The organism is Paenibacillus sp. FSL L8-0470 (assembly GCF_038008625.1).
In the GTDB taxonomy this organism is placed as follows: domain Bacteria; phylum Bacillota; class Bacilli; order Paenibacillales; family Paenibacillaceae; genus Paenibacillus_AQ.
In genome coordinates, this window is record NZ_JBBOZM010000001.1 from 1,785,162 (window position 1) to 1,810,739 (window position 25,578).

A 25,578-nucleotide genomic window follows, 5' to 3' on the forward strand; every position below is an offset into this window, starting at 1 on the left:
CCAGTCACATGGAGTCATTTCGCAGGAAGATAAGAGGAGGTAGGCCTCTCTTGAAAATTGGAATAATGGGAGGAACCTTTGATCCTCTTCACATAGGACATATGATGGCGGCGGAAGCTGCGAGGGACACCTATTTGCTGGAAGAGGTCTGGTTTATGCCTTCGCATATCCCGCCCCATAAGCATGAAGCCGGAGCTTCGGGTACAGACCGGCTGGCGATGGTGCAGTGTGCGGTCGAGGACAATGAGTCTTTCCGCACGCTGGATTGGGAAGTCCTCAGAGGCGGCGTTTCCTATACACTCGAGACCGTGCGCAGCTTGCAGCAGGAATACCCGGACCATGAGTTTTATTTCATCATTGGTGCGGATATGGTGCAATATTTGCCCAAATGGCAGGGGATTGAAGAACTTGTGCAGCGTCTGGCCTTTATCGGTGTGGGCCGTCCGGGCACTCCGCTGGATCTGGCAGCGCTGCCCGGCTATATCGCTGACAAGGTGCTGCTGGCGGACATGCCGCTGGTGGATATTTCGTCCACGATGCTCCGGGCGCGCTCCGCTGAAGGAAAATCAATCCGTTATATGGTACCGGACAAGGTTTTCGATTATGTGCAAAGGAGTGGATTGTATGGCCTACAGCCGGGAAGCGCTGATTGAAGCGGTCTCTTCGCAGATGCCAGATAAGCGCTGGCAGCATACCCTTGGCGTAATGGAATCCTCAGTGAAGCTGGCTGAGCGCTATGGAGCTGATCCTGCCCGTGCGGAGACAGCAGCGATTCTGCATGATGTAGCCAAATATTGGCCTGTGGAGAGAATGAAGGAAATTATAGAGCAGAATGGTCTGCCCTCCGAGCTGTTATCCTACGATAAGCAGCTGTGGCATGCGGAAGTGGGGGCATTTGTAGCGGAACGGGATTATGAAATTACCGATGCCGAAGTGCTGGGAGCCATACGCTATCATACTTCGGGCCGTGAAGGCATGAGCCTGCTCGAGAAGATTGTCTGTCTGGCCGATTATATCGAGCCCGGACGGGATTTTCCCGGTGTGGACGAAATACGCAGGCTTTCCAAAGTAAGTCTGGAGGAAGGGCTGATAGCCGGATTTGATTCGACGATCAGCCTGCTGCTGCAGAAACGCCGGATTGTGTTTCCGTTAACGGTGCTGGCGCGTAATGATCTAGTAAGAATACTGGAGGATAAATAATGAGTGTACAATCAAGCAAGCTGCTGGAACTGACTTTAAAAGCTGTGGAAGATAAAAAAGCGATGAATGTTGTTGCGTTGGATCTGCGCAATGTTTCCCCAATCAGTGATTATTTTGTGATCTGTCATGGTAATTCCGATACCCAGGTGCAAGCGATTGCCACCGAAGTACGCAAGGTTGTTCATGAAGCAGGCGGTATGATCCGCGGAATCGAAGGTATGGACGCGGCACGCTGGGTGCTGATGGATCTTGGTGATGTTGTTGTGCATGTGTTCCACCGCGATGAACGCGAATATTACAACATTGAGCGCCTGTGGTCTGACGCCAAGATTGTGGAGAACGTATGAGTCTGATTGCCGGAACTGTAGTTAAACTGGATGTACTCCGGGAAGTATCGCCTTACGGCTACTTCCTGGGTGCCGGTGATCAGGATGTTATGCTGCATTATACGGAGCTGGTTGGCAGCAAGCCCAAGCCGGGCGATAAAGTGGAAGTATTCATCTTCTTCGATACGGAAGACCGGCTTGCGGCAACAATGAAGAAGCCTTTTTTGACACTTGGTGAAATGGCACTGCTGGAAGTCGCGGATATTCATCCCCGTCTTGGCTGCTTTCTGGAAATGGGACTTGGACGCCAGCTTCTGCTGCCGATCCGCGAGCTTCCTGAACTGATCGAGCTGCGCCCTCAGGTTGGTGACAAAGTATTTGTTATGATGGAGCACGACAAACAGGGGCGTCTCCGCGCCAAGCTGGCCGGTGAACAGGAGCTTGCTCCGCTGGCGCTTCCTGCGCCAACCTCATGGATGGGGCAAATGGTAACCGCAAGAGTGTACAAGCCGCTGCAAATGGGCACCTTCGTGCTTGTGGACGGCGGAGTGTTGGGCTTCGGCATTATCGGAATGGTTCATTCCTCGGAACGCAGCCGTCTGCTGCGTCTGGGCGAGCAGTTTGAAGCCCGGGTCTCACATATCCGCGAGGATGGCCGGGTCAACCTTTCCATGACCCACCGCAAGGAAGTGGGACGTGATGTGGATTCCGCTGCCTTGCTGGACTTTCTGAATTCCCGCCCGGGCGGTGCCATGCCGTATTCGGATTCTACGCCTCCGGATATTATCAAGCAGCGCTTCGGCATCAGCAAGTCGGCCTTCAAACGGGCGATGGGCAAGCTGATGAAGGAAGGCCTTATTACCCAGAAGGAGAATTGGACCTACCTTGCAGGCAAGGAAGACACAGCTCCGGATGAGAATCAGGGCGATGAAGGAACAACGGAGAAATAAGCGGTTATGACAGTATTTGATTACAGGTAATTATAGAAAGCGGTGTGCGCAGTGTCTTCCTATGGGAAATTTGCATATGTATACGACGAGCTTATGGCCGATATGCCATATCCGGATTGGCTGGAGTTTGCGGAAACCGCCTGGAAGCTGCACGGAAAGCCGCTCACCGTGGCCGAACTCGGCTGCGGAACCGGCAGCATTACCATTCCGCTTGCCGCATCAGGGTATCATATGACGGGCATTGATCTCTCTTCTGACATGCTGTCTGTGGCGCAAAAGAAGCTGGAGGAGCATCCGCAGGGCCGCAGGTTCCTGCGGGAGGGCAGTGTGCGCTGGGTAAGGCAAAATATGAAGGAATGGGAGCTGCCGGAACCGGTGGAATCCGTTATTTCTTTCTGTGATTGCCTCAACTATGTGCTGGAAGAGCAGGACGTTCAAGCAGTTTTCGCCAGTACCTTTGCCGGTCTTAAGCCGGGAGGAACCTTTCTGTTTGACGTGCATCATCCCAATACATTGATCCGTTACGAGGAAGAGCAGCCCTTTTTCATGAATGAGCCCTCCATATCGTATATTTGGACCAGTGAGCTGGATGTGCCGCGGCGGGAAATTGAGCATCATCTGTCTATCTTTGTTCGTGAAGAGGGACGGGGTAATCTGTACCGCCGCTTTGAGGAGACTCATGTGCAGCGGGCTTATGATCCGGAGTGGATGACAGCGGAACTGCTGAAAGCCGGGTTCAGTGATGTGAAGACCTATGCCGACTTCGAATGGGTAGAGGCGGATGACAGTGCCCAGCGGCTGTTTTATGTAGCAGTGAAATAAACCATATGCTTATGTGGGTCCTTGCCCGGAGGGTGAGGGCCTTTTTGCGTTAAATCCGGTTGTTCCTATAAGGAACCGGCCCGTACATAAGCAAGGGCCGGCATCTTCCAACCTTTTACCGGTGCTCAAACAAATCGATCGCGCCTAAGACAATATGCGCCAGACCAAAGCCAAGCACGCCGGTTGCGGCCAGCTTGTATTTGCTTCCCAGAAAAGCTGCGCCGGAAGCGGAAACTACGGTACCAAGAACGGCAGGGATCAGACCTTCACGCATATGAAACACTCCTTCTCGGTGGTATGGGAGACATCGGTTAGTGTGGGTTAAGCCGATAACAATTATACAGGCAAAAAATGCTTCACATAGACATAAAAAAAGACCATCTTCTGGCTAGCCGCCGGGGATGGTCCTTATGTGCTTACTCGCTTGTTGTCATGGAAACACAGCTGCCAACTTCTTCAACCTCATGTACATTATAAAGCACGCGGGCCATCAGATCCTGGCTGTAATTGCCGAAATGCTTGCCGTAAATGGTCAGTCCGCGTTTGTTGACCGGCTTGTCGGTAACGGCAATGCGGAAGGTCAGCTCGCTTTTGTAGTCCAGCTTAATATCATCAAGGGTAATATCCGAAATGCGGCAGCCGTCGATAAAGCTTCCTTCATTGTTAATCCGGATCAGCTTGAGCATCCCGTATTGATTCAGGTGAGGAGGCCACCAGTCTGGATTAAAGGTACCGCGCTGATCCCCGAAGTCTCCGGGACTGGTCCAGTAACCGATTTCGATGCCGTTTACATAAAAGTAGAGGTCTGAAGGATAGTTATCGCTGAAACCGGGGGCCTCTGAGCCAATTTCCATGGAGAACTGAATTTCACGGAAGGTCTGATTGGCCTTAAGATAGTTCGGAATGCGGTATTCCAGGAATCCTTCAGCCATCCAGATAATCTCCGAATCAATCCGTTGGGGATCTGCGAAATAGCGCGGCTCGTCGAAGTCACCGATAATGCTGTCCTTGGTGGCCAGCCCGCAGGTAGGAACAGCCTGATAGTTGCTGTAATGGCCAACCTGAATCTCAACTTCATACAGGTTGTCGACATCCTTGCTGCGGAGATCAACCATCAGCTTATCTTTATTAAGGTAACAGACTTTCTGAATGCCATGTTTGCCTACAGAAGTATTAATTTCGATCAGGCCGCTTTCTTCCAGCTTCTTGATATGCATCGTGATGGCGCCATTGCTGAGATTCAGCTTCTTGGCGATTTCATTCAGGTTAAGTGCTTGATTGGTGGCAAGCAGCTCAAGGATCTGGATGCGAATCTCGGAGCTCAGTGCCTTGAAAATATCAATGCCACTCATTAAATCTTTAATATAAATCATTGTACAATACCTTCCTCCGCGGACGTCATGAAAGACTATTTTATAAAATTATAAACTAATTGAGGTAAAAAGGAAAGACTTCTTCCTTTATTTGTGTAATACAATTAAATTTAAGTCATTTTTTAAGCTAATTAGTCCTTTGATTCACATATTCATAAAGGTACTTTAGTGATATAAGATGAAAAAGACCTATTATTTTCTGAAAGTAGCCTTTAATTGATTTTATTTTGGATACATATAAAAAGGTTTATACTTTTATGTTTACATGAGGGCTTATATATGTTATTTTATATCTGTAAGCGAATACATTCAAATGTTTTTTAATTAATTAATAAAAATGTGAAATGGAAGTGATGAGATTGTCGGCAGACACACTAAGAGCGACGCTTATCGCCGATAAGTCCTTTGTTATCGCTGAAGTGGATAAACGGATTTACGGCTCCTTTATTGAACATTTAGGCCGTGCAGTATATGGCGGAATTTATGAGCCTGGTCATCCCAGCTCCAATTCTCTTGGCTTCAGAGGTGATGTGAAATCACTGGTCAAGGAACTGGGTGTACCGATTATCCGTTATCCCGGAGGGAATTTTGTATCCGGCTACAATTGGGAAGATGGCGTAGGTTCTGTAGAACAGCGTCCGAAGCGGCTGGAGCTGGCCTGGAGAACTATTGAACCTAATGAGGTAGGTACGAATGAATTCATGAGCTGGGCCAAGGAAGTAGGCTCAGAGGTGATGATGGCTGTCAATTTGGGTACGAGAGGTATTGATGCCGCACGTAACTTGCTGGAGTACTGCAATCATCCCGGCGGAACCTACTGGAGTGATTTGCGCCGCAATCATGGTGTGGAGCAGCCGCATAAGATCAGAACCTGGTGCCTCGGCAATGAAATGGATGGACCCTGGCAGATCGGCCAGAAGACAGCTGTAGAATATGGCAGGCTGGCTTATGAAACCGGCAAGGCGATGCGCTTGATAGATCCGGATATTGAGCTGGTTTCCTGTGGAAGCTCAAGCTCAGCGATGCCGACCTTCCCGGAATGGGAAGCGGTAACTTTAGAACATACTTATGAAGTAGCCGATTATGTTTCCCTTCATCAATATTATGGGAACCGGGACAACGATTCTGCCAATTTCCTGGCACGCAGCATGGACCTGGAGCATTTCATCCGCACCGTAACGGCCACCTGTGATTACATCAAAGCCAAGAAGCGCAGCAAGAAAACGATGTATCTCAGTTTTGACGAATGGAATGTCTGGTACCACTCCAATGAGTCGGATACGAAGATTGAGCCTTGGACAGTAGGTCCGCCGCAGCTTGAGGATCATTATAATTTTGAAGATGCCCTGCTGATCGGCAGTATGCTTATTACCTTCCTCAGACATGCGGACCGTGTGAAGATGGCTTGTCTGGCACAGCTTGTAAATGTAATTGCACCCATTATGACAGAAGCGGGTGGAGCAGCCTGGAAGCAGACAATCTTCTATCCATACTTGCATACCTCCAAATACGGGCGCGGCGTTTCGCTTCAGCCGATTGTCAATTCGCCGAAATATGACGCTCAGGACTATACCGATGTTCCATATCTCGACAGTGCCCTTGTGTATAATGAGGAAGCCGATGAGCTAACGATCTTCGCCATTAACCGGCATTTGGAAGAAGCCCTGCATTTAAAATGCGATGTGCGCGGATTTGAGGGCTACCGGTTAATCGAGCATATTGAGCTCCATCATGAGGATCTGAAAGCGGTTAATACAGCCAAGGAAGAGCATGTGAAACCAAGACAAGCAACCGGAACCGAATGCAAGGATGGTTTTGTAGAGACTCTGCTGTCCAAGGCCTCATGGAATGTGATTCGTTTAGGCAAGGTGAACTGATTTTGGATTTTGGAGTTCCCTGACAGGCTACAAACTGAGTTCATTGTTTGCAAAAACATTTTTGTAGATGATTTACTAATTTAATTATTAGGAGGAGAAAGTGTTGAAGAAAAAGTGGGGTTTTTCGGCATTAGCACTTGTTCTATCATTATCGACGGTATTGGCAGGCTGCGGGAAGGATGATTCAAAGACAATAACCTTCTGGACGCCGCTGACCGGTGATGACGGTGCCTATATGGACCAGCTTGTTAAAGATTACAATGCTACCAATCCAGAGATAAAGGTGAAGCATGTAATTACCGCGGATATGTATACCAAAATTTCGACGGTTCTGAACTCCGGAAAAGGCGTGCCTGACTTGGCCATTATCCACGCTGACCGTGTACCGGGTTATGTGAAGCAAGGAACACTGGAGCCAATGACTGCAGTAACAGCAGCTCAGCCTGAAATTAAACAAGACAATTACCTGCCGCAAGCGTGGTCAACAGGTACAATAGATGGAACTCAATATACAGTGCCTCTCGATATTCACAGTAATGTTATGTACTACAATAAAGATTTGCTTAAGAAATATGGTGCGGAATCCTTCCTCGACGACAATGTGGTGACGATAGATGAAATGCTGTCGCTGAAAGGCAAATTGGCTGAAGGCGACTTTGTGGTCAACGATGCCCTGCTGGGCTGGGTTATCCTCGGGCAAGTTCAGAACCTTGGCGGAGATATCCAGGAGAACGGAAAACCTGCTGTAAACACACCGGTGATGAAGCAAGCTTTTGAAAATGTTAAAAAGATCAACGATGCCGGTCTGATGACACCGTTTGGTGAAGACGGATACCTGATGTTCCAATCGGGCAATGTATTGTTCTCCACAGACGGCACATGGAGCTCCACAGCGCATGCCGGAGTTGAAGGCCTTAATTTCGGAGTAACCAACGTATATTCCAACACGGCTGACAAGTTCACGAACAGATCCTCTTCGCACTTGTTCTCCATGTTCAAGAATAAAGACAGATCTGAAGAAAAGGTAGCCGGAATCGGTAATTTCCTGGAGTTCATCCGTCAGAATTCCATTGAATGGGCCAAAGCCGGACAGACCGTAGCAAGTAAAAAAGTTATTGAGAGCCCTGAGTATAAGGATTACATGCAGTCCTTCTTTACTTCGAATGAGAAAGAGATTGAATCCCTCTACATCTACACTTATGAATACTACCCATATATCGCAGAAGCAGTGGATACGTATTGCGGAGATATCGTCCGCGGCAATGTAGATATTGATGAAACTCTTCAGACCATGCAGAAATTTGTAGAAGATAAAATCGCTGAAGGCACAAGCGGAGCAGCGAAGTAACAAAAGGAAGCGGAAATGAATGCATAAAGCAATGTGCCGGAATACGGCACATTGCTTTATGCCAAAGGAGAAAAGAATGCCTATGAAAAAGAAACTTAATTTGGCGCCTGTTTTCTTTGTAGGTCCACATGTCATCTTATTTGCTGTATTTATTTTACTGCCCACGATCTACGGGATTTACGCTTCCTTTACCAAATGGAATCTAATGAATGATCCGGTCTGGGTAGGTTTAGACAACTACAAGACCATTTTGTTTGACAACAGTTCCACCTTTCATACCCAATTCAACAACGGGCTTAAGAACACATTGATTTTTGTGCTGCTCAGTGTTCCGCTGTTGATTGTGATTCCGCTGCTTGTTGCCGTTGCACTGGAACATAAGAAAGTCAAAGGGAAAAGCCTGATCCAGTCCATCATCTACATTCCGGGCCTTATTTCCATATCTGCAGGCGCGCTGATCTGGCTGCTGCTCTTTAACAAGCAGCTCGGAATGGCGGGGAATGTGTTCGGCTCAGACGTATCCTGGCCGGCCAATCAGCCATATGCGTGGATTATCATTATTATCATTACAGTCTGGGGCGGCGTCGGGGGCAATATGATTATTTACCGTGCCTCCATAAGCGGTGTGGCACAGGATCTGTATGAATCGGCGGAAATAGACGGGGCAGGACCTGTCCGCAGATTCACGAGTATTACATTGCCTTCCATTCGTTTTCCGCTCATCTATACCTTTGTCATGACTACTGCCGGAGCCTTTAACGTATTCGGGCAGCCGCTCATGATGACCGACGGCGGACCACGGCAGAGCACGCATGTACTCATGATGTATATTCGTCAACTGGCGTTCGGCAACGGGGAATCCATTGCGGGAATGGCATCGGCGATGGCGGTGTTGCTGGGACTTATAATCCTGGTCATCTCGGCTCTGCAATATTATGTGATGAACCGGAATGCAGCTTAACACTCGATAAGACAATGGACCAGCAATGGAAATTGAAAAGGCAGGTGTACCCGTATGTCAAACCAAGCGGCACAACAAATGGATAATAGTCCGCTTCTTAATGGACAAAACGCTGGGAAAAGAAAAGGCTCCGGCATCAGTATCTCTAAATATCTCTCCTATCTCTTCTTAATTATTCTCTGCATTATTTGGATCGTTCCTGTGATCTTCGGAATCACTACCTCCTTCCGGTCGCAAACCGAGGTGGTCAGCTCCGGGTTCAGAATGTTCCCGAAAGAGTGGATTTTTGACAACTATATTGCGATTTTGGAAAACACCTCTACCGCACCAATCTTGCGCTGGCTGATGAACTCACTGCTTATTGCCACAATGCATACTCTTTTGGTGGTTGTGGTAATCTCCATTACCGGTTACGGCTATTCGCGGATGAAATTTAAAGGCAGAGACACGCTCTTTTTCACCCTGCTCGGTATTTCGTTCTTCCCGGGTGTCGTGAATCTGATTCCTTCCTACAAAATTATAGATGCTCTGGGCTGGGTTAATACCTCCTGGGCAATGGTAATCCCCGGACTCGCGGGTATGGGGAATATCTTTTTGGTCAGACAGTTTATGAACGGCATTCCGAAGGAACTCGACGAATCGGCCCATGTCGATGGTGCGAGCCATTACAGAATTTACATGTCGATTATCGTGCCGCTGATCAAGCCTGTATTGATCGTGTGTGCCCTGTTCTCGTTCACCGGATCCTGGAATGACTTCCTGTGGCCGGTAATCGTATTCACGGATGTTGACAAAATGCCGGTTACTGCCGGACTGTTGTTGCTGCAGGATATTTATGGGAATTACCGGATGATCGGACAGCTTATGGGTTCGGCGATTCTCGCTATTATTCCTACGCTGCTGCTGTTCGTGTTCGCCCAGAAATACTTTGTACAATCGATTAATTTGAATTCAGGGATAAAGGGCTAAATAAAAAAACATTAGCCAAGGAGAGAGAAACTATGACTGCAAAGCTTGTGATTCACGCTGACCTGCCCAAAAGCAAAATCAACAAAAATATATATGGGCATTTCGCAGAACATTTGGGCAGATGCATTTACGAAGGTCTGTGGGTAGGCGAGGATTCGCCGATTCCCAATACGGACGGCATCCGCAATGACGTCATCGAAGCGCTGAAGAAACTGGACATTCCGGTGCTGCGCTGGCCGGGCGGCTGTTTTGCCGATGAATATCACTGGAAAGACGGAATTGGACCGAGGGAAGGCCGCAAGCGGATGGTTAATACGCACTGGGGCGGTGTAGTGGAGAATAATCATTTCGGCACCCATGAATTTTTCCGCCTGTGTGAGCTGCTGGATTGCGAACCGTACATTTGCGGCAACGTAGGCAGCGGTACGGTTCAGGAAATGTCGGAATGGGTCGAGTATATGACCTTTGCCGGTGAATCGCCAATGGCGGACTGGCGCAGGGAGAACGGAAGAGAACAGCCCTGGAAGCTTAAATACTTCGGTGTCGGCAATGAGAATTGGGGCTGCGGAGGCAATATGCGTCCCGAATATTATGCGGACCTGTACCGGCGCTATCAGACCTATTCCAGAAATTATGGGGATAACCGGCTGTACAAAATTGCCGGTGGAGCGAATGTGGATGACTACAACTGGACGGAAGTATTAATGCGGGAAGCCGGCCGTTTCATGGATGGCCTCAGCCTGCATTCCTATACCATTCCCGGCAGTTGGGAAGAGAAACGCCAGGCGCTCGGGTTCGACGAAGCTGAATGGTTCGAAACGATGCAGAAGTCACTTCATATGGATGAGCTCATTACCCGACATTCGGCCATTATGGATCAGTATGACCCGGAGAAGCGGGTAGGATTAATTATAGATGAGTGGGGGACCTGGTTCTTGAGCGAGCCCGGAACGAACCCGGGGTTCCTGTACCAGCAGAACACTTTGAGAGATGCGCTGGTAGCAGGCATCCATCTCAATATTTTTCAGAATCACAGCAGCCGGGTGCAGATGGCCAATATTGCGCAGATGGTAAATGTCCTGCAGGCGCTGGTCCTGACCGAAGGCGATAAATTACTGCTAACCCCTACGTATCATGTGTTTGAGATGTATAAGGTGCATCAGGATAATGAATTGCTCGAGGTTGCCTTTGAGAGTCCGCAATACACCAGCGGCGGGGTTGCTATTTCGCAGCTTAGCGTATCTGCTTCACGTGACGGGGAAGGCAAGATCTATGTGTCAATCTGCAACTTGAGCCATGAGGACGGTGCAACTCTCAGCTTTGGTATCGGTGGCGCAGCACCAACCAGGGTAACCGGGCAAATTCTGACGCATCCGGAGCTTGGTGCACATAACACGTTCCAGACGCCAGACAAGGTAGCGCCGTCTGTCTATGAAGCTGCAGCTTTGGAGGATGGACTGCTGAACTGTGTCCTTCCGCCTGCGTCTGTAGTTGTGCTTACTTTGGAGTAGAGAAGCAGCGAATTCATTCTTTATATTTACTGATCAGATCAAAGGAGAAACCATTATGAACACAAATAGAGAATACAGCAATCCGCTTGTGGAACAGCGCGCTGATCCATGGGTGTATAAACATGCTGATGGCTATTATTACTTCACCGCCTCCGTGCCGGAATATGACCGGATCGAGGTGCGCCGGTCAGAGACCATTGAAGGACTTACTGAAGCCGTACCGGTTGTAGCCTGGCGGAAATATGAGACGGGACCGCTAAGCGCGAATATATGGGCACCTGAAATTCATTATATTGACGGGAAATGGTACATTTATTTCGCCGCTGCCCGCACAACCGAAACGAACGAGGGTTTGTTCGATCACCGTATGTTTGCCCTGGAGAACGAATCGGCCAATCCGCTCGAAGGCACATGGGTAGAGAAAGGCCAGGTGAAAACAGCCTGGGAGTCCTTCGCCCTGGACGCGACTACGTTCCAGCACAAGGGAGTGCTGTATTATGTATGGGCGCAGAAGGACCCTGAAATTCCAGGGAACTCCAACCTGTACATTTCCGAAATGAGCAACCCCTGGACCTTGACCGGCCCCCAGAGCATGATTGCGACACCTGAGTATTCCTGGGAGAAAATTGGCTTCAGTGTAAATGAAGGCGCAGCGGTACTGAAACGTAACGGCCGCATATTCATGAGCTTCTCGGCCAGTGCTACCGATTACAATTACTGCATGGGCCTGCTGTATGCCGATGAAGACAGCGATCTGCTGGATGCTGCATCTTGGACTAAACATCCCGAGCCTGTGTTCAAGACCAGTGAAGAGAACGGACAATACGGTCCGGGACACAACAGCTTCACGGTGAATGAGCAAGGTGAAGATGTGCTGATCTACCATGCCCGCAATTATAAAGAAATTACCGGCGATCCGCTTTATGACCCGAACCGTCATACCCGTGCACAGGTGCTGTATTGGAACGAAGACGGCACACCAAACTTCGGCCTGCCCGTGAAGGACAGCAGCAAGTAAGGTTGTGAACTGAGCAACTGCAAACCAACAAAGAGTCCAGGAATCCCGTATAACAAGGGGGACCTGGACTCTTTGCTGTTGGTGTATTTACTCATAAAATCCGGAAATCGTGTAGTTATCTAGTGGATTTTGAATTTATGCGCATAACCGAAGCATTAACGTGGAATGGCCACAAATGAGGAAGCTTTCCGCGTGTGATCGTTCCACAAACGGGGAAGTGTTAGCTTAAAATGAACCATGATTTGGCTAAAGGAGACTCTTTGTTCAATAAACTGATGAAAGCAGCCGGTAAAAACGGGTTGCTTTCGTTTCGTTAAGGGGCAGGATTGCGTAGTACAGGGAGCGAATAGATTAATACAAAAAACGGATGTATGGAGGATTTTTAATGACGCAATTTTATCTCATTCGCCATGGTGAACCTCTATGGGACATAAATGAACATTACAAATTAAAGGGACATGGCCGGGACATGGTTCCTCTTACGAATAAAGGGGTTAACCAAGTATATTTGACAGCAAAGGATGAACGTTTAAAAGAAGCTGAAATTGTTGTCTCTTCCCCTTACCCAAGAGCACTTCAAACGGCCGCTATTTTATCAAAGGAACTTGGTTTAGAAATAATGGTTGAATTCGATTTAAGGGAATGGCAACCTGACTTAACATTTGAATATGATTCATTGGAGAGGCTTAAAGAACTGGGGGATGATTATGATGCTAATCATGGAGTCTATCCTCCTGGGGTAACCAAGCCTTGGGAGTCCAAAGAACTACTGAAGAACCGCATGGAGAAGGTGATTAACAAATATCTTGAATTTGAAAAGGTGATAATTACTGGACACGGCATGGCTTTTCGTACCTTGGTAGGAGAGGTAGGCGAAATTCCACATGCTTCAATTATTGAGTATTATAAACAAAGCCACGTCGCTTTACCCCTAACGGGAGACATTAGTTGAACAAACACAACTCGGCAGCCGTCCAAAAGGATCGGCTGCTTTTTATTCAAGATAACTAATGAGTATTCCGCCGATAGCTCCTGCAATGACAACCATCCAAGGCGGTGTCTTCCAAAAAACTAGCATAATAAAAAGTATTGAGGCAAGAGCGAAATCAACAGGTGCCAATATTGAACTTGTCCAGATTGGATTATAGAAAGCAGCTAATAAAATGCCTACCACGGCAGCATTTACACCGACCAATACGCCTTGAATCTTCGGTACTCTTCTGAGCGAATCCCAGAAGGGCAAGGCTCCAACGACTAACAAAAAAGCCGGCAAAAATATAGCGAAGGTAGCCACAATAGCCCCTAACCAACCATTGATAATGGCTCCCAGGTAGGCAGCGAATGTAAATAATGGTCCTGGCACAGCTTGGGCAACACCATATCCGGCAAGAAAGTCCTCCTTTGATAACCAGCCAGTTGGTACTACTTCTCTTTCGAGAAGAGGAAGGACAACGTGTCCTCCACCAAAAACTAGAGATCCAGCCCTATAAAAGCTGTCAAAAAAAGCAAACCAATGAATCGAAGTTATTTCTCTTATTAGCGGTAATATAAATAATAAGCCGAAAAATAATACAAGGCAGATTACAGCGAGCGAACGTTTAATAGGAACTTGGACTTTTGGAAGATCAGGAATATTGATATTTTTGTAGAGAATCAAACCCGCTATGCCTGACACAATCATAATGGCAACCTGGCTAAACGCCGTTTGCCATAATAAAGCAATTGCAGCAGCCAATATAGCGATTGTTACTCTATTTCGGTCAGGAGTAAGTTTTTGTCCCATACCTAATATCGCTTGAGCCACAATTGCCACCGCGACTAATTTCAATCCATGGATCCATCCGGCGCTTCCGATATCAAAGCCTTGCAGCAAAAAAGCAAACAGCACTAAGGCGATAACGGAAGGAAGGGTAAATCCAACCCATGCAGCTAATCCTCCCAATAGTCCGGCACGCATGACCCCAATGCCGATTCCGACTTGGCTGCTCGCAGGTCCAGGAAGAAATTGACAAAGTGCAACCAAGTCGGCGTAGCTCCGTTCATCCATCCATTTTCTTCGCTTAATATACTCGTTGTGAAAATAACCAAGATGAGCAATGGGACCGCCGAAGGATGTCAAACCTAGCTTTGTGGAAACCAATAATACTTCCATTAACGATCTAGGCTTACTTTTATTTTGTGATAATTCATTGTCCATTGCTGATCATTGCCTCCATACTTATTTTATTTCTTATAAAGCTCATACATAATCTATAATCCGTCCTCATTATTTGTTTTTGTTATCGATTTTCGATATCAGCGTATCAACTTTGCGTAATATACGCAATATCATTTCACCAGAGGTAAACGTGAGAGAGGTGAAGTGTGGTCAAACTACAAGTTTCTTAGAAGGTCCTTCGGTAATTAATTTTGATTATTTGTTTCCATTGACGGTTATCTAAAATGTCTTATCAGAAAATGCATTGTTGGCTATTATAGGGATTTATTTAAAGGTAACTTTGTTGCGGAGGTAAAGATTATTTAAATAATATGGAGAATAACAGTAAAAGCTTTGGAATATATAAATCAGCAAACTTTATGGTCAATACCACAAGATAAACTTAATGCAGCAATCTCAAAAGCAAACGAATACGTACTGCAACTCTCAACTTAAAACTATGGGTCGCGCGCTAAAAAGGCGTACCAAAAAGACGGTGTCTGCCCGGATGGCGACACCGTCTTAATTTGTACGATTATAACAACGGTTATGGAATATATTGCTGCACGATTGAAGTTACTTGACCGTCTTCGATCGTGAGATGGTATGGAAATTGGCTTAAGTCGATAATATCGGTCTTGGTGAATTCCTTCTGGAACTGAGGTAGAGAAATTCCCTCGTTCCAGTTGATATCCAGATCCTCGATCGTTCCGGTATGATCATAGATTTGCATGGTTACGCCGGCATTATTGGCTACCGGATAAGAGGTTAGCAAATCACTGTCGTTAACGATATAATATCCGTCCGGTGCGCCTCCCAGCTCGGCCGCACCATCCGGCTCCCGGTCGGCGAACACCCGGTTGGCGTCCGCGCCTTCAAACCATTCGATATCGTCCGCATTAAGCATCAGCTTGCCGTCTACGATTTGCAGATCGTGAATATACGCTGTGAGATGCTGAATCTGCCCGCCGCTTTGTGCTTCCGCACGTGTTCCTGCTGTGCTTGCCGTTGTTGCAAGGGAAAGAAACAGCAGGACCAGCAAAGGCAGTACATACTTGGAGTTTTTCAATAACATCTTTTCATTTCCCCCTTGGCTTAAATATGGCTTGTGAATAGCCTATATACCTCTTTACCCTTCGCTATAGTTCTCAAACGGGTATGTACCTCTATTAACGTAAATTAGCAAGAAATGTTGCAAAAATTTTGCTAAGGTCTATCAGAACTGCCGAAGATGTGATAAACGGCAGCGGATTGTAAAAAGCTTCATGCCGGGACATATTAAAATATCCAAATAACGGCTTGGGGGTGACTGGCGGATGGCAGAAATATGGCGGATCTATTTAAATGATTGGCGCAACTTGTTCAGGATTCCGGTGGCGGTGCTGCTGATTGCAGCGCTTATTGTGCTGCCCTCTGTGAATGATTGGGTAAATGTAGCTGCAGTATGGGACCCCTACAGCAACACCTCCGGCATCAAAATCGCCGTGGCCAGTCTGGACAAAGGGGCGGAGCTGCAGGGGAAAAGCTTCAGGGCATTTCTTTCAAATCCTGAATCCTTTTATGCCGTTTACCTATGCGATCAGTCTGCTGCGGGAAGCGGTTGGGGGGGGCTTCCTGAGGTGGTCCTCCGGGATGCGTTGGCTCTGCTGCTTTTCGGCGTGCTGGCATTACTGCTGGGGCTTACGCTGCAGAAACCGCTTGAACGCTTTATCAGCAAAGCCGCAGAACAGGCTGAGAAGTCCAAGCTGATCTCTTGATGTAAGGAATTAGAAGATAAGAGCTTTTATTTCCATCTGTCAACCACTTTTGAACGTGCCAATGGATGTTGACCTATGTAATATTTACACCTATTATGTAGGAATATCTGGATTATTGTTCAAATAATTGGATTTGAGAGGTGGAGTTTGTTTGGAGCCTAAGATTACGATCCAAGGGGAACTGGACGCTTTTCTCAAAAGGGAAGGCAAAACCATTAATCAATTTGCTGGAATATCCGCTGTCAACTCCGGAACGCTCAGCAGCATTATCAATGGCAACCGCCCGATTGCAATGCAGCAGCTGGACCGGATAACTGCCGGAATGGGTCTGCCTGAAGGTGCGTTTTATGAAATGTATATAGATGAATGCATTATTCATTCCACGCCGGACTGGCGGCGGCTGGGCCCGTTTCTGCACCGCTGCGCCGAGCTGGACAAGCTGGAATGCATCCGGCAAGTGGTACATAATCTGATGGATAATATCTCCTATGCTCAAGCGCTGTTTGACACGGCAGAGGAATTTTACAGGAATGACAAAAAAGAAGCTGCGGCGCTGCTGTATGAAGGCGTAGCGGAGAGCGAGAAGTATCAGCATTCCGAACGGCTGGCGCTCTGCCAGTACCGCTTGTTCACGATCGCTTTGGGTGACAATCAGGATATCAACCTGCAGGCTGCCATGCAATTTGAATATTTTGTCGAACGGCTGGATGAGGCCGATCAGCTTGATGCGCTGCACGCGCTGGCGAATATTTATATTTCCCTGCACCGCTGGAGCAAAGTGAATGTTCTGGCTGAAGAAATGGAGCGCAAAGCCTCCATTCAATACCAGAATCAATACCTGGTGACCAAACAGCGTGAGACGCGTAAGGAACCGGCAAGACCAATCTGCTTCTACATCCTTTACGCTTATCTGCTCCGTTCGGCGGTATGCCATGAACGTGGCGAATACGAACGGGCTTTGCATTATGCTTCACTCTACGCGGACTCCGCCTGGGTGCGTGAGGACACGGATAAAGTCCGGGAGGTGAAGGCGCAGTTTCAGGAATGGGCGATTGCTAATTCGTATCTCCATCGGTTAATGGCTGGTCAAATGGATGTGCTTACAGAGTATGTCGAGTTCATTGCGGCCCGGGAAAATGAAATTCTTCCGGCTTTAATGAAAATTATGCAGGCCGCCAACCGCTATCAGTTCAATGTGGATGGAATTATCGAACGTTTTCAGGATCAGCTGGATTTCAAAGAGCTGCGGAGCCGAATCGGCATTATTAATTCAAGGGTTACCTGGGATGAATATACAGACCTTCTCTGTGAGGTGGCCGCCTATTACTTTAATGCACAACGATATGAGTCGGCTATTCATTATACGTTAAAGGCATTGGAGTATTCCGCTAAAATAAATGGTGATGCATGTGTTCTCCGGTGCGTGAGATTATTTGAAGAATGCAGGCATCTGGCCACTATAGAGGACGAAAAGAAGTATAAAACACTAATCAGCGGGGCAGGACGGATGAATGAAAAGAAAGGCAGCTTGATGCCTGTTCACTATTAGTATGGAAAGGACTGTCTCTTCCGTAGAAAACTCTGCGGGTAAGACAGTCCTTTTTTGGAAAAATAATTTATATGCTTCACGCTGTAATTTATCCTTCTATTTCTCGCTCAGCTTCCCTATCTCGCCGGTGCGAAACCGGCCACCTGGCGGAGCAGGCCGTCGATGGTCTCCAGCGTTTCCTGCTGGAGAAGAATGCCGGAGGCCTGCGCATTCTCTTCAACCTGGCCTGGCTTGCTGGCTCCGATCAGTGCAGAGCTGACACCTGGCTGGCGGAGTACCCAGGCCAGCGCCAGCTGTGAGAGCTTCAGGCCGAGGCTGGCCGCCAGGTCATCCAACTGGGCAACGACGCCAAGGACATCGTCGCGCAGATAGCTGCGGATGACGCCGTTCACTGAATCGTCTGCGCCGCGTGTCCCGGCCGGAGGCTGTTGTCCCGGCTTGTATTTGCCGGTCAGAATACCCTGGGCGAGCGGCGAGAAGACGACTTGTCCCAGTCCTTCCTGTCCCGATATCTCAAGCACCTCTTCTTCGATATAACGCTCGAACATATTGTAGATCGGCTGATTGGAGGCCAGCGGGCGGAGATTCAGCCTGCGGCTGATGCCTCCGGCACGGGCGATCTGCGCCGCGCTCCATTCGCTGACTGCGGAATAGAGGATTTTACCTTGGGCTGTAAGATCATCCAGCGCGCGCAAGGTTTCTTCCACCGGCGTATCCTTGTCAAAGCGGTGGCAGAAATACACATCAATGTAATCGGTTCCGAGACGCTTCAGGCTGGCCTCGCATTGCTCCATAATATGCTTGCGGGAAAGCCCCCGGTCGTTCACCCCATCTCCCATCGGGAAAAACACCTTGGTGCTGAGCACATAATCCGACCGCTGGTAGGAGCGGAGAGCTGCGCCAATCGCCTTCTCGCCTTCCCCGCGGTTGTAGGCATTGGCGGTATCGAAGAAATTGATACCACATTCAAATGCTTTAGCCACGCAGGCATCCGCTGCTTTCTGCTCTGCGGCTGTTCCGTAAGTAAGCCAGCTGCCCAGGCCGATCTCACTGACCTTAAGGCCTGTATTGCCTAATCTTCTATACTTCATTTGGATTCCATCTCCCTTCATGTCATTTGTTAAATTCTACCACATAGCTGGACGGCATCACAAATCATTGAAGAATTAGCTTCAATTACGGTAGAATCATAGATAGTGCCAAATCTATCTAATTATAATAGTTGAAGGGTGAACTGGATGTCTATTTCATTTGCTAAGCCAAACACAGTTATTCTGTTTCAGGGAGATTCCATCACCGACGGCAACCGTGGCCGCGATAACGATCCCAATCATATTCTGGGGCATGGCTATGCCTACATCATTGGCGGCAAGCTGGGCAATGAGCTGGCTGAGCAGCAGCCTATGTTCTACAACCGCGGAGTGAGCGGTGACCGGATCTCCGATCTGTATGCCCGTTGGAATGAGGATGCGTTCTATCTGCAGCCGGATATTCTCAGCATCCTGATCGGGGTCAACGATATTTGGAGAATGATGAAGGGCGAGCCGGGCGGCTGCACCGACCGCTACGAACGTGCTTACCGCCATGTGCTGGAAGAGACGCGCGAAGTGCTGCCGGATACGAAGCTGGTGCTGGTCGAGCCGTTTATCCTGAATACCGGAGCACCCGCGGAAGACTGGAGTGGATGGTCCAAATGGATCAGCCATTATCAGGGGGTTGTCCGCGAGCTTTCACAGGAGTTCGGCACCGTGCATGTTCCGCTGCAGGAAGCTTTCAACGCAGCAGCGCAAAGAACGGATGCTGCCTATTGGTTGTGGGATGGCGTTCACCCGACGACTGCCGGGCATGATCTGATTGCTAGGGAGTGGCTGAAGGTTGTGGAGAAGAGCGGGATATGCTAGGCCTGCTCAGAAGAAGTTTTGCCCGTGAAATAGAGCTGTTGTCCGCATAGGACGGTATGCTCTATTTTTTTGGGAAGCTGGACATTTATTTTTCTCAACGTTCAATAGGTGCAGTGATTTCCAATTGTATGAAATAAAGAGGAAACAACAATGGTATTCTTTTTATGTTGACCTCAAAAGAATGTGGAGTAAGATGGGTAATGCGAGAAATCACTGATTTCCAGGTTGTTATTACTGAAGGAGAAGAAGGAACTGAAACGGCAATGGCCGGAGAACGGACTTTAAATATTGTATGCCACGGACACAGTGTGCCGTCTGGATATTTTGCCACCCCCATTGTTGATACCTTTCATGCTTATCCCCATTTGCTGATTATGGATTGAATGACCGAGGCATTGGACTGGACGCTGCTGCCGATTCGTGGAAAGCGATGATCGAAGCCTCTCTTGAACAAGGAACCAAAGTCATCCTGTTGACACCCACCTGGGATCGGTCGTATGGTACAGGAAACGAAGCTGGCATTCCTTGCTGGAGCACGCCGGGCAGATCCGGCAGCTCGCTGAAGAATACAAGGTCGGATTAAGTGACAGCTTCGCCGCCTTCCAGACCTACATCGACGGCGGAGGCGAACTCGAAGATCTGCTGTCCTATGTGAATCATCCCAATGAACAGGGGGCACCGGCTGCTAGCCGGCGAACTGGCGAAATTTCTGCTGTAGGAAGGGGCGGGTGCCTCCATGAAATCCCTGAGAAGGTGGGGCGGGCTGATCCGGGAGAAGCTTAGCGACAGATTTTATCAGATATCGATCAAACAGAGAGTGCTGTTCTCTTTCATTCTGTTGATAACGCTGTCAATCAGTGCGATGGGATTGTTAACCTACCGGATTGCCGGGAAGGAAATTCAGAACAACGCCTTTGAGACCAGCAGGGAAACGGTGGACAAGACCATGCAGCTGCTCGATTACAGACTGAATGATGTGGCCATGTCGGTACAATCGCTGATGCTGAGTGATGCCTACAGGCAGATGATGATCGATGTTCAAGCTCATGATGTGAAAAATTACTATGTCCATTTGTCGGAAATGCAGTATGTACTCTCCCAGGCCACCTTCAATGAACCGATTATTGAGAACGTTCTTATTGCAACGCCAATCGGCGATTTCTATTCGACAACGCAGGTGCGGGCGCAAGATCATTCATTTTACGGCTCGGAGCTGTACGACAACAGTGAAAAAAATCCCGGCGGTTATTGGGCCAAAGCCCATTACGACCGGCTGTTTACAGGCAATCAGCGTGTCGTTTCTTTTGTGGTGCGGGGAATATATGAGCATACGCCGATTACGAATGTGTTCATCGTCGTCAACCTCCGGGAGAACCGGATTACCTCGCTGCTGAATCAGAACAGCTCCGGCAATGACCGGGAATACCTGCTACTGAACAAGGAAGGCGAAGCGGTGGTGCAGAGCGGCGGGTTCACCCTCGAGGAGCCGCCGAAGGACCCGGCATTTCTGCGTGACAGCACCACTGGTAGCGAGGGGAATTTCTTTTACCCTTTTGACGGAGAAGATTATCTGGTCAATTATAAGCAATCGATAATTGCGCCGAACTGGATCCTGGCCGGGATACAGTCCAAGGATCAGCTTCTCGGACAGCTGAAGGGTGTGCAGCGGACAATTCTATATGTCATTCTGGTGTTTCTGCTGACCACATGGTTTTTCTCGAACAAACTGACAGCCGCCCTCCTTAAGCCGCTCTTCAAGCTGAGCAGACTGATGCGCAGGGTGGAGGAGAATCAGCTAAGTGTGTCTTTTGAGAGCAAATATAATGACGAGATTGCCCAGGTTGGCTTCCAGTTTAACCGGATGATGACCGAAATCAAAAGCCTGATCGAGGATGTGCGACAGAACGAAGAGGGCAAACGCCATGCCGAAATCCGGGCGCTGACAGCCCAGATGGAACCGCATTTTCTCTACAATACGCTGAATACGATTTACTGCAAATCGGTGATGGGTGAAAATGACGATGTAAACGAGATGATTCTGGCCTTGTCGCAAATGTTCCAGCTTGGCCTCAGCGGCGGCAAGGATCTGATTCCGCTGGAGGACGAGCTTTCCCATGTGCAGCAGTATTGCGCCATCCAGCAAAAATGCTATGAAGATCTGTTCCAGTACAAGGTTGATATCGGAGAAGAAGAGCTGTTGTCCTTCCCGGTCCCCAAGATCCTGCTGCAGCCGATTGTGGAGAACAGCATCCAGCACGGCTTTGCGGACCGCCGAAGGGGCGGTGTCATTCAAGTGCGGATTTCCACGGAGCATTCCATGCTGCATATTGTGGTGGAGGACAACGGCAAGGGAATGGATGTTGTGAAGGTGGAGCAAGGAATGCACAAACGTGAAGTTTCCAAAAAAGGCTATGCACTGGTCAATATCAGGCATAGGCTGATGTTATATTACGGCGGTGAGGCGCGGATGGAGCTGTCCGGTGAATCGGGCACTGGCTCCCGCACTGATTTATGGATACCGCTCAGCCCGCTGAGGGGGGAGGGAGGAAGCTATGGCATATAGAGTGCCTAGGCTACTCAAAATTTGTGTTATCGATGATATCCGAAGTGTGGTGGATATGATTGCCCGCAAGCCGGACTGGCAAAAGCACGGCATTGAAGTGGCGGGGACAGCGCTTGATGGCGAAGAAGGACTGCAGATGATCCGCGGGTGCATGCCCGATATCGTGCTTACGGACATCCGGATGCCGCGCATGGACGGGCTTGAGATGACCCGGGCAATCCTGGAATTTGCGCCCCAGTGCAAAATCATCATCCTCAGCGCATATTCAGAGTTTTCTTATGCGCAGCAGGCGATCCGCCTCGGGGCGATGGATTTTGTCAAAAAGCCGTTTTCACTCGAAGAGATTGTGAATGTGGTGCTGAAGGCCAAGGCGATATGCCTGCAGGAGCGTGAGGAGCAGGAGAAAATCAGGGAAATGGAAGCCAAAATCAAAGAAAGCCTGCCGATTCTCCGCCAGGAGTATCTGACCTTTCTGATGCAGCATCAGACCACGGAACATAGCGCGAAATCCCGCTGGGAGTATTTGGGGATTCCGCTGAATCAGGAGAATTTCATCGTATTTATCGCGGAGATTGATCATTTTGCCGAGAAGTTTGGCAGCCAGCCGGTGCAGGAGATTGAGCTTGTCCGCTTCATCCTGCAAAATATACTGGAGGAGACGATACGCTCCCGGACGCGGGGGATTATCTTCCGGGAGGCAACGAACCGTTACGTTTGCGTGATGAACGGGGAGGATCCCGGTACTGCCGAGCAGATTGCGGAGGCTTGCTGTACCAATATCAGCCGGTATTCCCGGTGTACGATCTCGATAGGAACGGGACTTTGCGTATCAACGGTACATGAGCTTGCGGATTCCTACGCACAGGCGCTCAGCGCGCTGGCTTATCATTTCTATACAGACGGAAATGCTGTGTACAGTTATTCCAGTATCGTCCATAAACCCCGGTCCGTGAACAATTATTCCGTTGCCGCTGAACAGGAATTTCTGTTCGCGCTTCGTTCGGGCAACCGCGACAAAAGCCAGCAGGTGCTGCAGCATATTTTTGACGAGCTGCTGCAGTTGGACCCGCTGCCCGAGCCGCAGTACGTAGAGAATATCGGTTATGAGCTGGCGTTCAAAATCTGCCGGGTTATGCTGGAATTGTTCCCCTACGAGAAGGTTCAGCCACTAGAGCAGCAGGTGAACTGGCTGAGGAACCGGCATTCCCCTTCTCTGCAGGAGATACGCACGCTGCTGGAAGGGTTGTGTGCGGAAGGCTGCCGCTGGATTGAAGAGGAGCGTTCCATGGAGTCCACTCTGATTATTCATCGGGCAAAAGCGTATATCTGTGCCAATCTCCATACCAGCCTGACACTGGAGCAGGTGGCGAAGCAGATCAATTTGAGCCAGGGATATTTCTCTAACCTGTTCAAGAAGGTAGCGGGCATTTCCTTTCAGCAGTTTGTCACGCATGAAAAGATGGAGAAGGCTAAAAGTATGCTGATTGAAGGCATGCAGGTGCAGGAAATCGCCATAGAGCTGGGCTACGAGCACCGCCGCTATTTCAGTGAGGTGTTCAAGAAGTCCACCGATATGACACCTTCGGAGTTTAAAATATCTTATCTGGGCAAAGGTTGATGCCGGGTGAATCGCGTCTGCTAGCGTGACCTGGCCTCAACATATCTGTCAACACCACGGGGATGAACGATCTGCTTAAACAGCAGAGACTCATCCCCGTTTGGCATTATTTCAGCAGAAAGCTGCCCTTAATGTGGGCTTACCCGCATTATGCAGATTATGGAGCTGCCCTATAATCAAGGTGTAGGGAATCAGTATTGAAATATAAGGGGGCTAACAGCAATGAGGAAACAACTGCTTCTGACTGCATCAAGCGTAGTATTGGCATTCGGCCTGACCGCATGCGGCAATTCCGATACCACGGATAAATCCGGAGAGACAGGCGGATCAGCACCGGGAGAAAAGACCAAAATCAGCTATTGGACGGGAGACCGCCATGACGCCGAATTTGTGAAAGAAAAGGTGGCCGAGTTTAATGAAACGAACACCGACGGCATCGAGGTGGAACTGGTCGTCAAGGGTGATGATTTCGATACCGCACTAGATCTTTCATTCCAGACCTCCGACGCCCCGGACATCATCCGGGTGAAGGAGAATACGATTGGCACCTTTTATAAAAAGGAGTATCTGGCTCCGATTGACGAGTACCTGAGTGAGGAGTTGAAAGCGAAATTTCCGGAAATGGTCGATCTGAACACATTTGACGGCAAGCGCTACAGCCTTCCCAACTATGGAACGACGATGCGTCTCATCTATAACAAAGACCTGTTCGCCAAAGCAGGCATCCAGAACCCGCCAACGACCCTGCAGGAATTGGTGGACACCGCCAAAAAGCTGACCGAAGCGGGGAAAGCGGATGGTGCGTATGGCTTCGCCCAGAACTTTAAGAATCCACCCAGTGCGCTTGGACGCTCTTCACGGGTCATTGCTGAAATGAGCGGTTATGGCGGGTTCGGGTATGACTTCAAGACGGCCAGGTTTGACTTCAGCGGCTTCAAGCCGATCATTGAAGCTTTCAAGCAAATCAAGGATAACGGGAGCATGCTGCCGGGTGTTGAGTCGCTGGATATTGACCCGCTGCGGGCACAGTTTGCCGAAGGCAAGATTGGAATGTATCTGAGCTTCTCCTCGGAGCCTGGCGTATATAGCAAACAGTTTCCGGCCAAAATCGACTGGGCTGCGGCTCCCGCTCCAACGATTGACGGCAATGTGAAGGGGGCTTCCGGTTTCCTCGGTGGACAATGGCTTGCGCTGAGCTCCAAATCGGAGCATAAGGATGCCGCATGGAAGTTCATGGAATTCATGTACAGCGATCAGATGCTTACAGCGTATCAGGAAAACGGCTACGGTATCTCGATGGTGCCTTCCATCAGCGCCGCAGCAAAGACCCCGGAGGTCAACGGAATCGAAGGCTTCCTGCCAAACAAATATGACGGCGTATGGCCGGTCTATCCTACTGTTGCGCCGGAGGGCATGAAATCGGATGACGCGTTCTTCAAGTACATGCTGAACGGCGGCGATCTGGATGCTATCATCACAGATCTGAACAAACGGTACAATGCGGCGCTTGACGATGCGATGAAGAACGACGGTCTGAAAGCCGAACCGGACGCTGGTTTTGACCCGGCTCAGCTTGGCGGGAAATTCGCCAAGTAAGTCCAACGCCATGAAGATGTAGAGATCGGATAAGGAGGGGGA

At 49.0% G+C, this 25,578-nt stretch carries 25 protein-coding genes and 1 pseudogene; 21 read left to right on the forward strand and 5 right to left on the reverse strand.

What is annotated here, in order from left to right; genetic code table 11:
• Positions 1 to 50: 50 nt before the first annotated feature.
• From NST99_RS08280 to NST99_RS08300, 5 genes are read left to right on the forward strand one after another with little or no spacing between them, the layout of a single operon-like run.
• On the forward strand, positions 51 to 653 hold the full coding sequence (locus NST99_RS08280; RefSeq protein WP_341090993.1) for a nicotinate-nucleotide adenylyltransferase: 603 nt from the start codon (positions 51 to 53) through the stop codon (positions 651 to 653).
• Positions 625 to 1,200: a bis(5'-nucleosyl)-tetraphosphatase (symmetrical) YqeK gene (yqeK, locus tag NST99_RS08285; protein ID WP_076110520.1), complete on the forward strand. Its 576-nt coding sequence runs from the start codon at positions 625 to 627 to the stop codon at positions 1,198 to 1,200. Before NST99_RS08280 ends, yqeK begins: the two co-directional genes overlap by 29 nt.
• Entirely contained in the window at positions 1,200 to 1,547 is a 348-nt protein-coding gene (gene rsfS / locus NST99_RS08290) for a ribosome silencing factor (RefSeq protein ID WP_038587902.1), read from the forward strand. The genes yqeK and rsfS overlap by 1 nt, the downstream gene beginning before the upstream one ends.
• Complete coding sequence (locus tag NST99_RS08295) at positions 1,544 to 2,476, forward strand: CvfB family protein (RefSeq protein WP_341090994.1); 933 nt, start codon at positions 1,544 to 1,546, stop codon at positions 2,474 to 2,476. The genes rsfS and NST99_RS08295 overlap by 4 nt, the downstream gene beginning before the upstream one ends.
• A gap of 51 nt (positions 2,477 to 2,527) precedes the next feature.
• Complete coding sequence (locus tag NST99_RS08300; protein WP_341090995.1) at positions 2,528 to 3,298, forward strand: class I SAM-dependent DNA methyltransferase; 771 nt, start codon at positions 2,528 to 2,530, stop codon at positions 3,296 to 3,298.
• 115 nt (positions 3,299 to 3,413) lie between these two features.
• Here NST99_RS08300 and NST99_RS08305 read toward each other — a convergent pair whose 3' ends face one another.
• Both NST99_RS08305 and NST99_RS08310 read right to left on the reverse strand, forming a co-directional pair.
• The gene (locus tag NST99_RS08305) at positions 3,414 to 3,572 is read right to left on the reverse strand and encodes a hypothetical protein (protein WP_038587909.1); all 159 of its coding nucleotides are present in this window, start codon (positions 3,570 to 3,572) and stop codon (positions 3,414 to 3,416) included.
• Between the two features lie 142 nt (positions 3,573 to 3,714).
• Positions 3,715 to 4,671 (reverse strand): ArsR/SmtB family transcription factor, encoded by a 957-nt coding sequence (locus NST99_RS08310; protein ID WP_341090997.1) that lies wholly within the window; start codon positions 4,669 to 4,671, stop codon positions 3,715 to 3,717.
• Between the two features lie 344 nt (positions 4,672 to 5,015).
• Between NST99_RS08310 and arfA the strand changes: the two genes are divergently transcribed.
• From arfA to NST99_RS08345, 7 genes are all read left to right on the forward strand, one after another.
• Positions 5,016 to 6,548 (forward strand): arabinosylfuranosidase ArfA, encoded by a 1,533-nt coding sequence (gene arfA, locus NST99_RS08315; protein ID WP_341090998.1) that lies wholly within the window; start codon positions 5,016 to 5,018, stop codon positions 6,546 to 6,548.
• 100 nt (positions 6,549 to 6,648) lie between these two features.
• A complete protein-coding gene (locus NST99_RS08320; RefSeq protein ID WP_445744957.1) occupies positions 6,649 to 7,896 on the forward strand; it encodes an extracellular solute-binding protein in 1,248 nt (415 codons plus the stop codon).
• Between the two features lie 82 nt (positions 7,897 to 7,978).
• Positions 7,979 to 8,857 carry a carbohydrate ABC transporter permease gene (locus tag NST99_RS08325; RefSeq protein WP_038587920.1) on the forward strand — a complete coding sequence of 293 codons (879 nt, stop codon included), beginning with the start codon at positions 7,979 to 7,981 and terminating at the stop codon, positions 8,855 to 8,857.
• A 78-nt stretch (positions 8,858 to 8,935) separates the two neighbouring features.
• A complete protein-coding gene (locus NST99_RS08330; RefSeq protein WP_144024305.1) occupies positions 8,936 to 9,826 on the forward strand; it encodes a carbohydrate ABC transporter permease in 891 nt (296 codons plus the stop codon).
• A 32-nt stretch (positions 9,827 to 9,858) separates the two neighbouring features.
• The gene (locus NST99_RS08335) at positions 9,859 to 11,337 is read left to right on the forward strand and encodes an alpha-N-arabinofuranosidase (RefSeq protein WP_341091002.1); all 1,479 of its coding nucleotides are present in this window, start codon (positions 9,859 to 9,861) and stop codon (positions 11,335 to 11,337) included.
• A gap of 55 nt (positions 11,338 to 11,392) precedes the next feature.
• Positions 11,393 to 12,355 carry a glycoside hydrolase family 43 protein gene (locus NST99_RS08340; protein WP_341091003.1) on the forward strand — a complete coding sequence of 321 codons (963 nt, stop codon included), beginning with the start codon at positions 11,393 to 11,395 and terminating at the stop codon, positions 12,353 to 12,355.
• A 385-nt stretch (positions 12,356 to 12,740) separates the two neighbouring features.
• Positions 12,741 to 13,307, forward strand: a complete 567-nt coding sequence (locus tag NST99_RS08345; RefSeq protein WP_341091004.1) for a histidine phosphatase family protein — start codon at positions 12,741 to 12,743, stop codon at positions 13,305 to 13,307.
• A 42-nt stretch (positions 13,308 to 13,349) separates the two neighbouring features.
• Here the strand turns inward: NST99_RS08345 and NST99_RS08350 are convergent, their stop codons facing one another.
• Both NST99_RS08350 and NST99_RS08355 read right to left on the reverse strand, forming a co-directional pair.
• Positions 13,350 to 14,552, reverse strand: coding sequence for a chromate transporter (locus NST99_RS08350; protein ID WP_341091005.1), 1,203 nt, complete (start codon positions 14,550 to 14,552; stop codon positions 13,350 to 13,352).
• A gap of 547 nt (positions 14,553 to 15,099) precedes the next feature.
• Positions 15,100 to 15,627 carry a hypothetical protein gene (locus NST99_RS08355; protein ID WP_341091006.1) on the reverse strand — a complete coding sequence of 176 codons (528 nt, stop codon included), beginning with the start codon at positions 15,625 to 15,627 and terminating at the stop codon, positions 15,100 to 15,102.
• A 241-nt stretch (positions 15,628 to 15,868) separates the two neighbouring features.
• Here NST99_RS08355 and NST99_RS33655 point away from each other — a divergent pair.
• Positions 15,869 to 16,066: pseudogene (locus NST99_RS33655) on the forward strand (YhgE/Pip domain-containing protein); the annotation flags it as partial.
• A 394-nt stretch (positions 16,067 to 16,460) separates the two neighbouring features.
• Entirely contained in the window at positions 16,461 to 17,858 is a 1,398-nt protein-coding gene (locus tag NST99_RS08365) for a transcriptional regulator (protein WP_341091008.1), read from the forward strand.
• Between the two features lie 116 nt (positions 17,859 to 17,974).
• On the opposite strand, the gene NST99_RS08370 is transcribed toward NST99_RS08365, so the two are convergent.
• A complete protein-coding gene (locus tag NST99_RS08370; protein WP_341091010.1) occupies positions 17,975 to 18,949 on the reverse strand; it encodes an aldo/keto reductase family protein in 975 nt (324 codons plus the stop codon).
• A 147-nt stretch (positions 18,950 to 19,096) separates the two neighbouring features.
• Here NST99_RS08370 and NST99_RS08375 point away from each other — a divergent pair, with 147 nt between their 5' ends.
• From NST99_RS08375 to NST99_RS08405, 7 genes are all read left to right on the forward strand, one after another.
• Positions 19,097 to 19,759, forward strand: a complete 663-nt coding sequence (locus NST99_RS08375) for an SGNH/GDSL hydrolase family protein (RefSeq protein WP_341091012.1) — start codon at positions 19,097 to 19,099, stop codon at positions 19,757 to 19,759.
• A gap of 200 nt (positions 19,760 to 19,959) precedes the next feature.
• A complete protein-coding gene (locus NST99_RS08380; protein ID WP_341091013.1) occupies positions 19,960 to 20,142 on the forward strand; it encodes a hypothetical protein in 183 nt (60 codons plus the stop codon).
• The gene (locus tag NST99_RS08385) at positions 20,139 to 20,342 is read left to right on the forward strand and encodes a hypothetical protein (protein WP_341091014.1); all 204 of its coding nucleotides are present in this window, start codon (positions 20,139 to 20,141) and stop codon (positions 20,340 to 20,342) included. Before NST99_RS08380 ends, NST99_RS08385 begins: the two co-directional genes overlap by 4 nt.
• Complete coding sequence (locus NST99_RS08390) at positions 20,285 to 20,542, forward strand: hypothetical protein (RefSeq protein WP_341091015.1); 258 nt, start codon at positions 20,285 to 20,287, stop codon at positions 20,540 to 20,542. Before NST99_RS08385 ends, NST99_RS08390 begins: the two co-directional genes overlap by 58 nt.
• The gene (locus NST99_RS08395; protein WP_341091016.1) at positions 20,496 to 22,322 is read left to right on the forward strand and encodes a sensor histidine kinase; all 1,827 of its coding nucleotides are present in this window, start codon (positions 20,496 to 20,498) and stop codon (positions 22,320 to 22,322) included. The genes NST99_RS08390 and NST99_RS08395 overlap by 47 nt, the downstream gene beginning before the upstream one ends.
• Positions 22,312 to 23,940 carry a response regulator gene (locus NST99_RS08400; RefSeq protein ID WP_341091019.1) on the forward strand — a complete coding sequence of 543 codons (1,629 nt, stop codon included), beginning with the start codon at positions 22,312 to 22,314 and terminating at the stop codon, positions 23,938 to 23,940. Before NST99_RS08395 ends, NST99_RS08400 begins: the two co-directional genes overlap by 11 nt.
• A gap of 222 nt (positions 23,941 to 24,162) precedes the next feature.
• Entirely contained in the window at positions 24,163 to 25,536 is a 1,374-nt protein-coding gene (locus tag NST99_RS08405; RefSeq protein ID WP_341091020.1) for an ABC transporter substrate-binding protein, read from the forward strand.
• Positions 25,537 to 25,578: the final 42 nt, after the last annotated feature.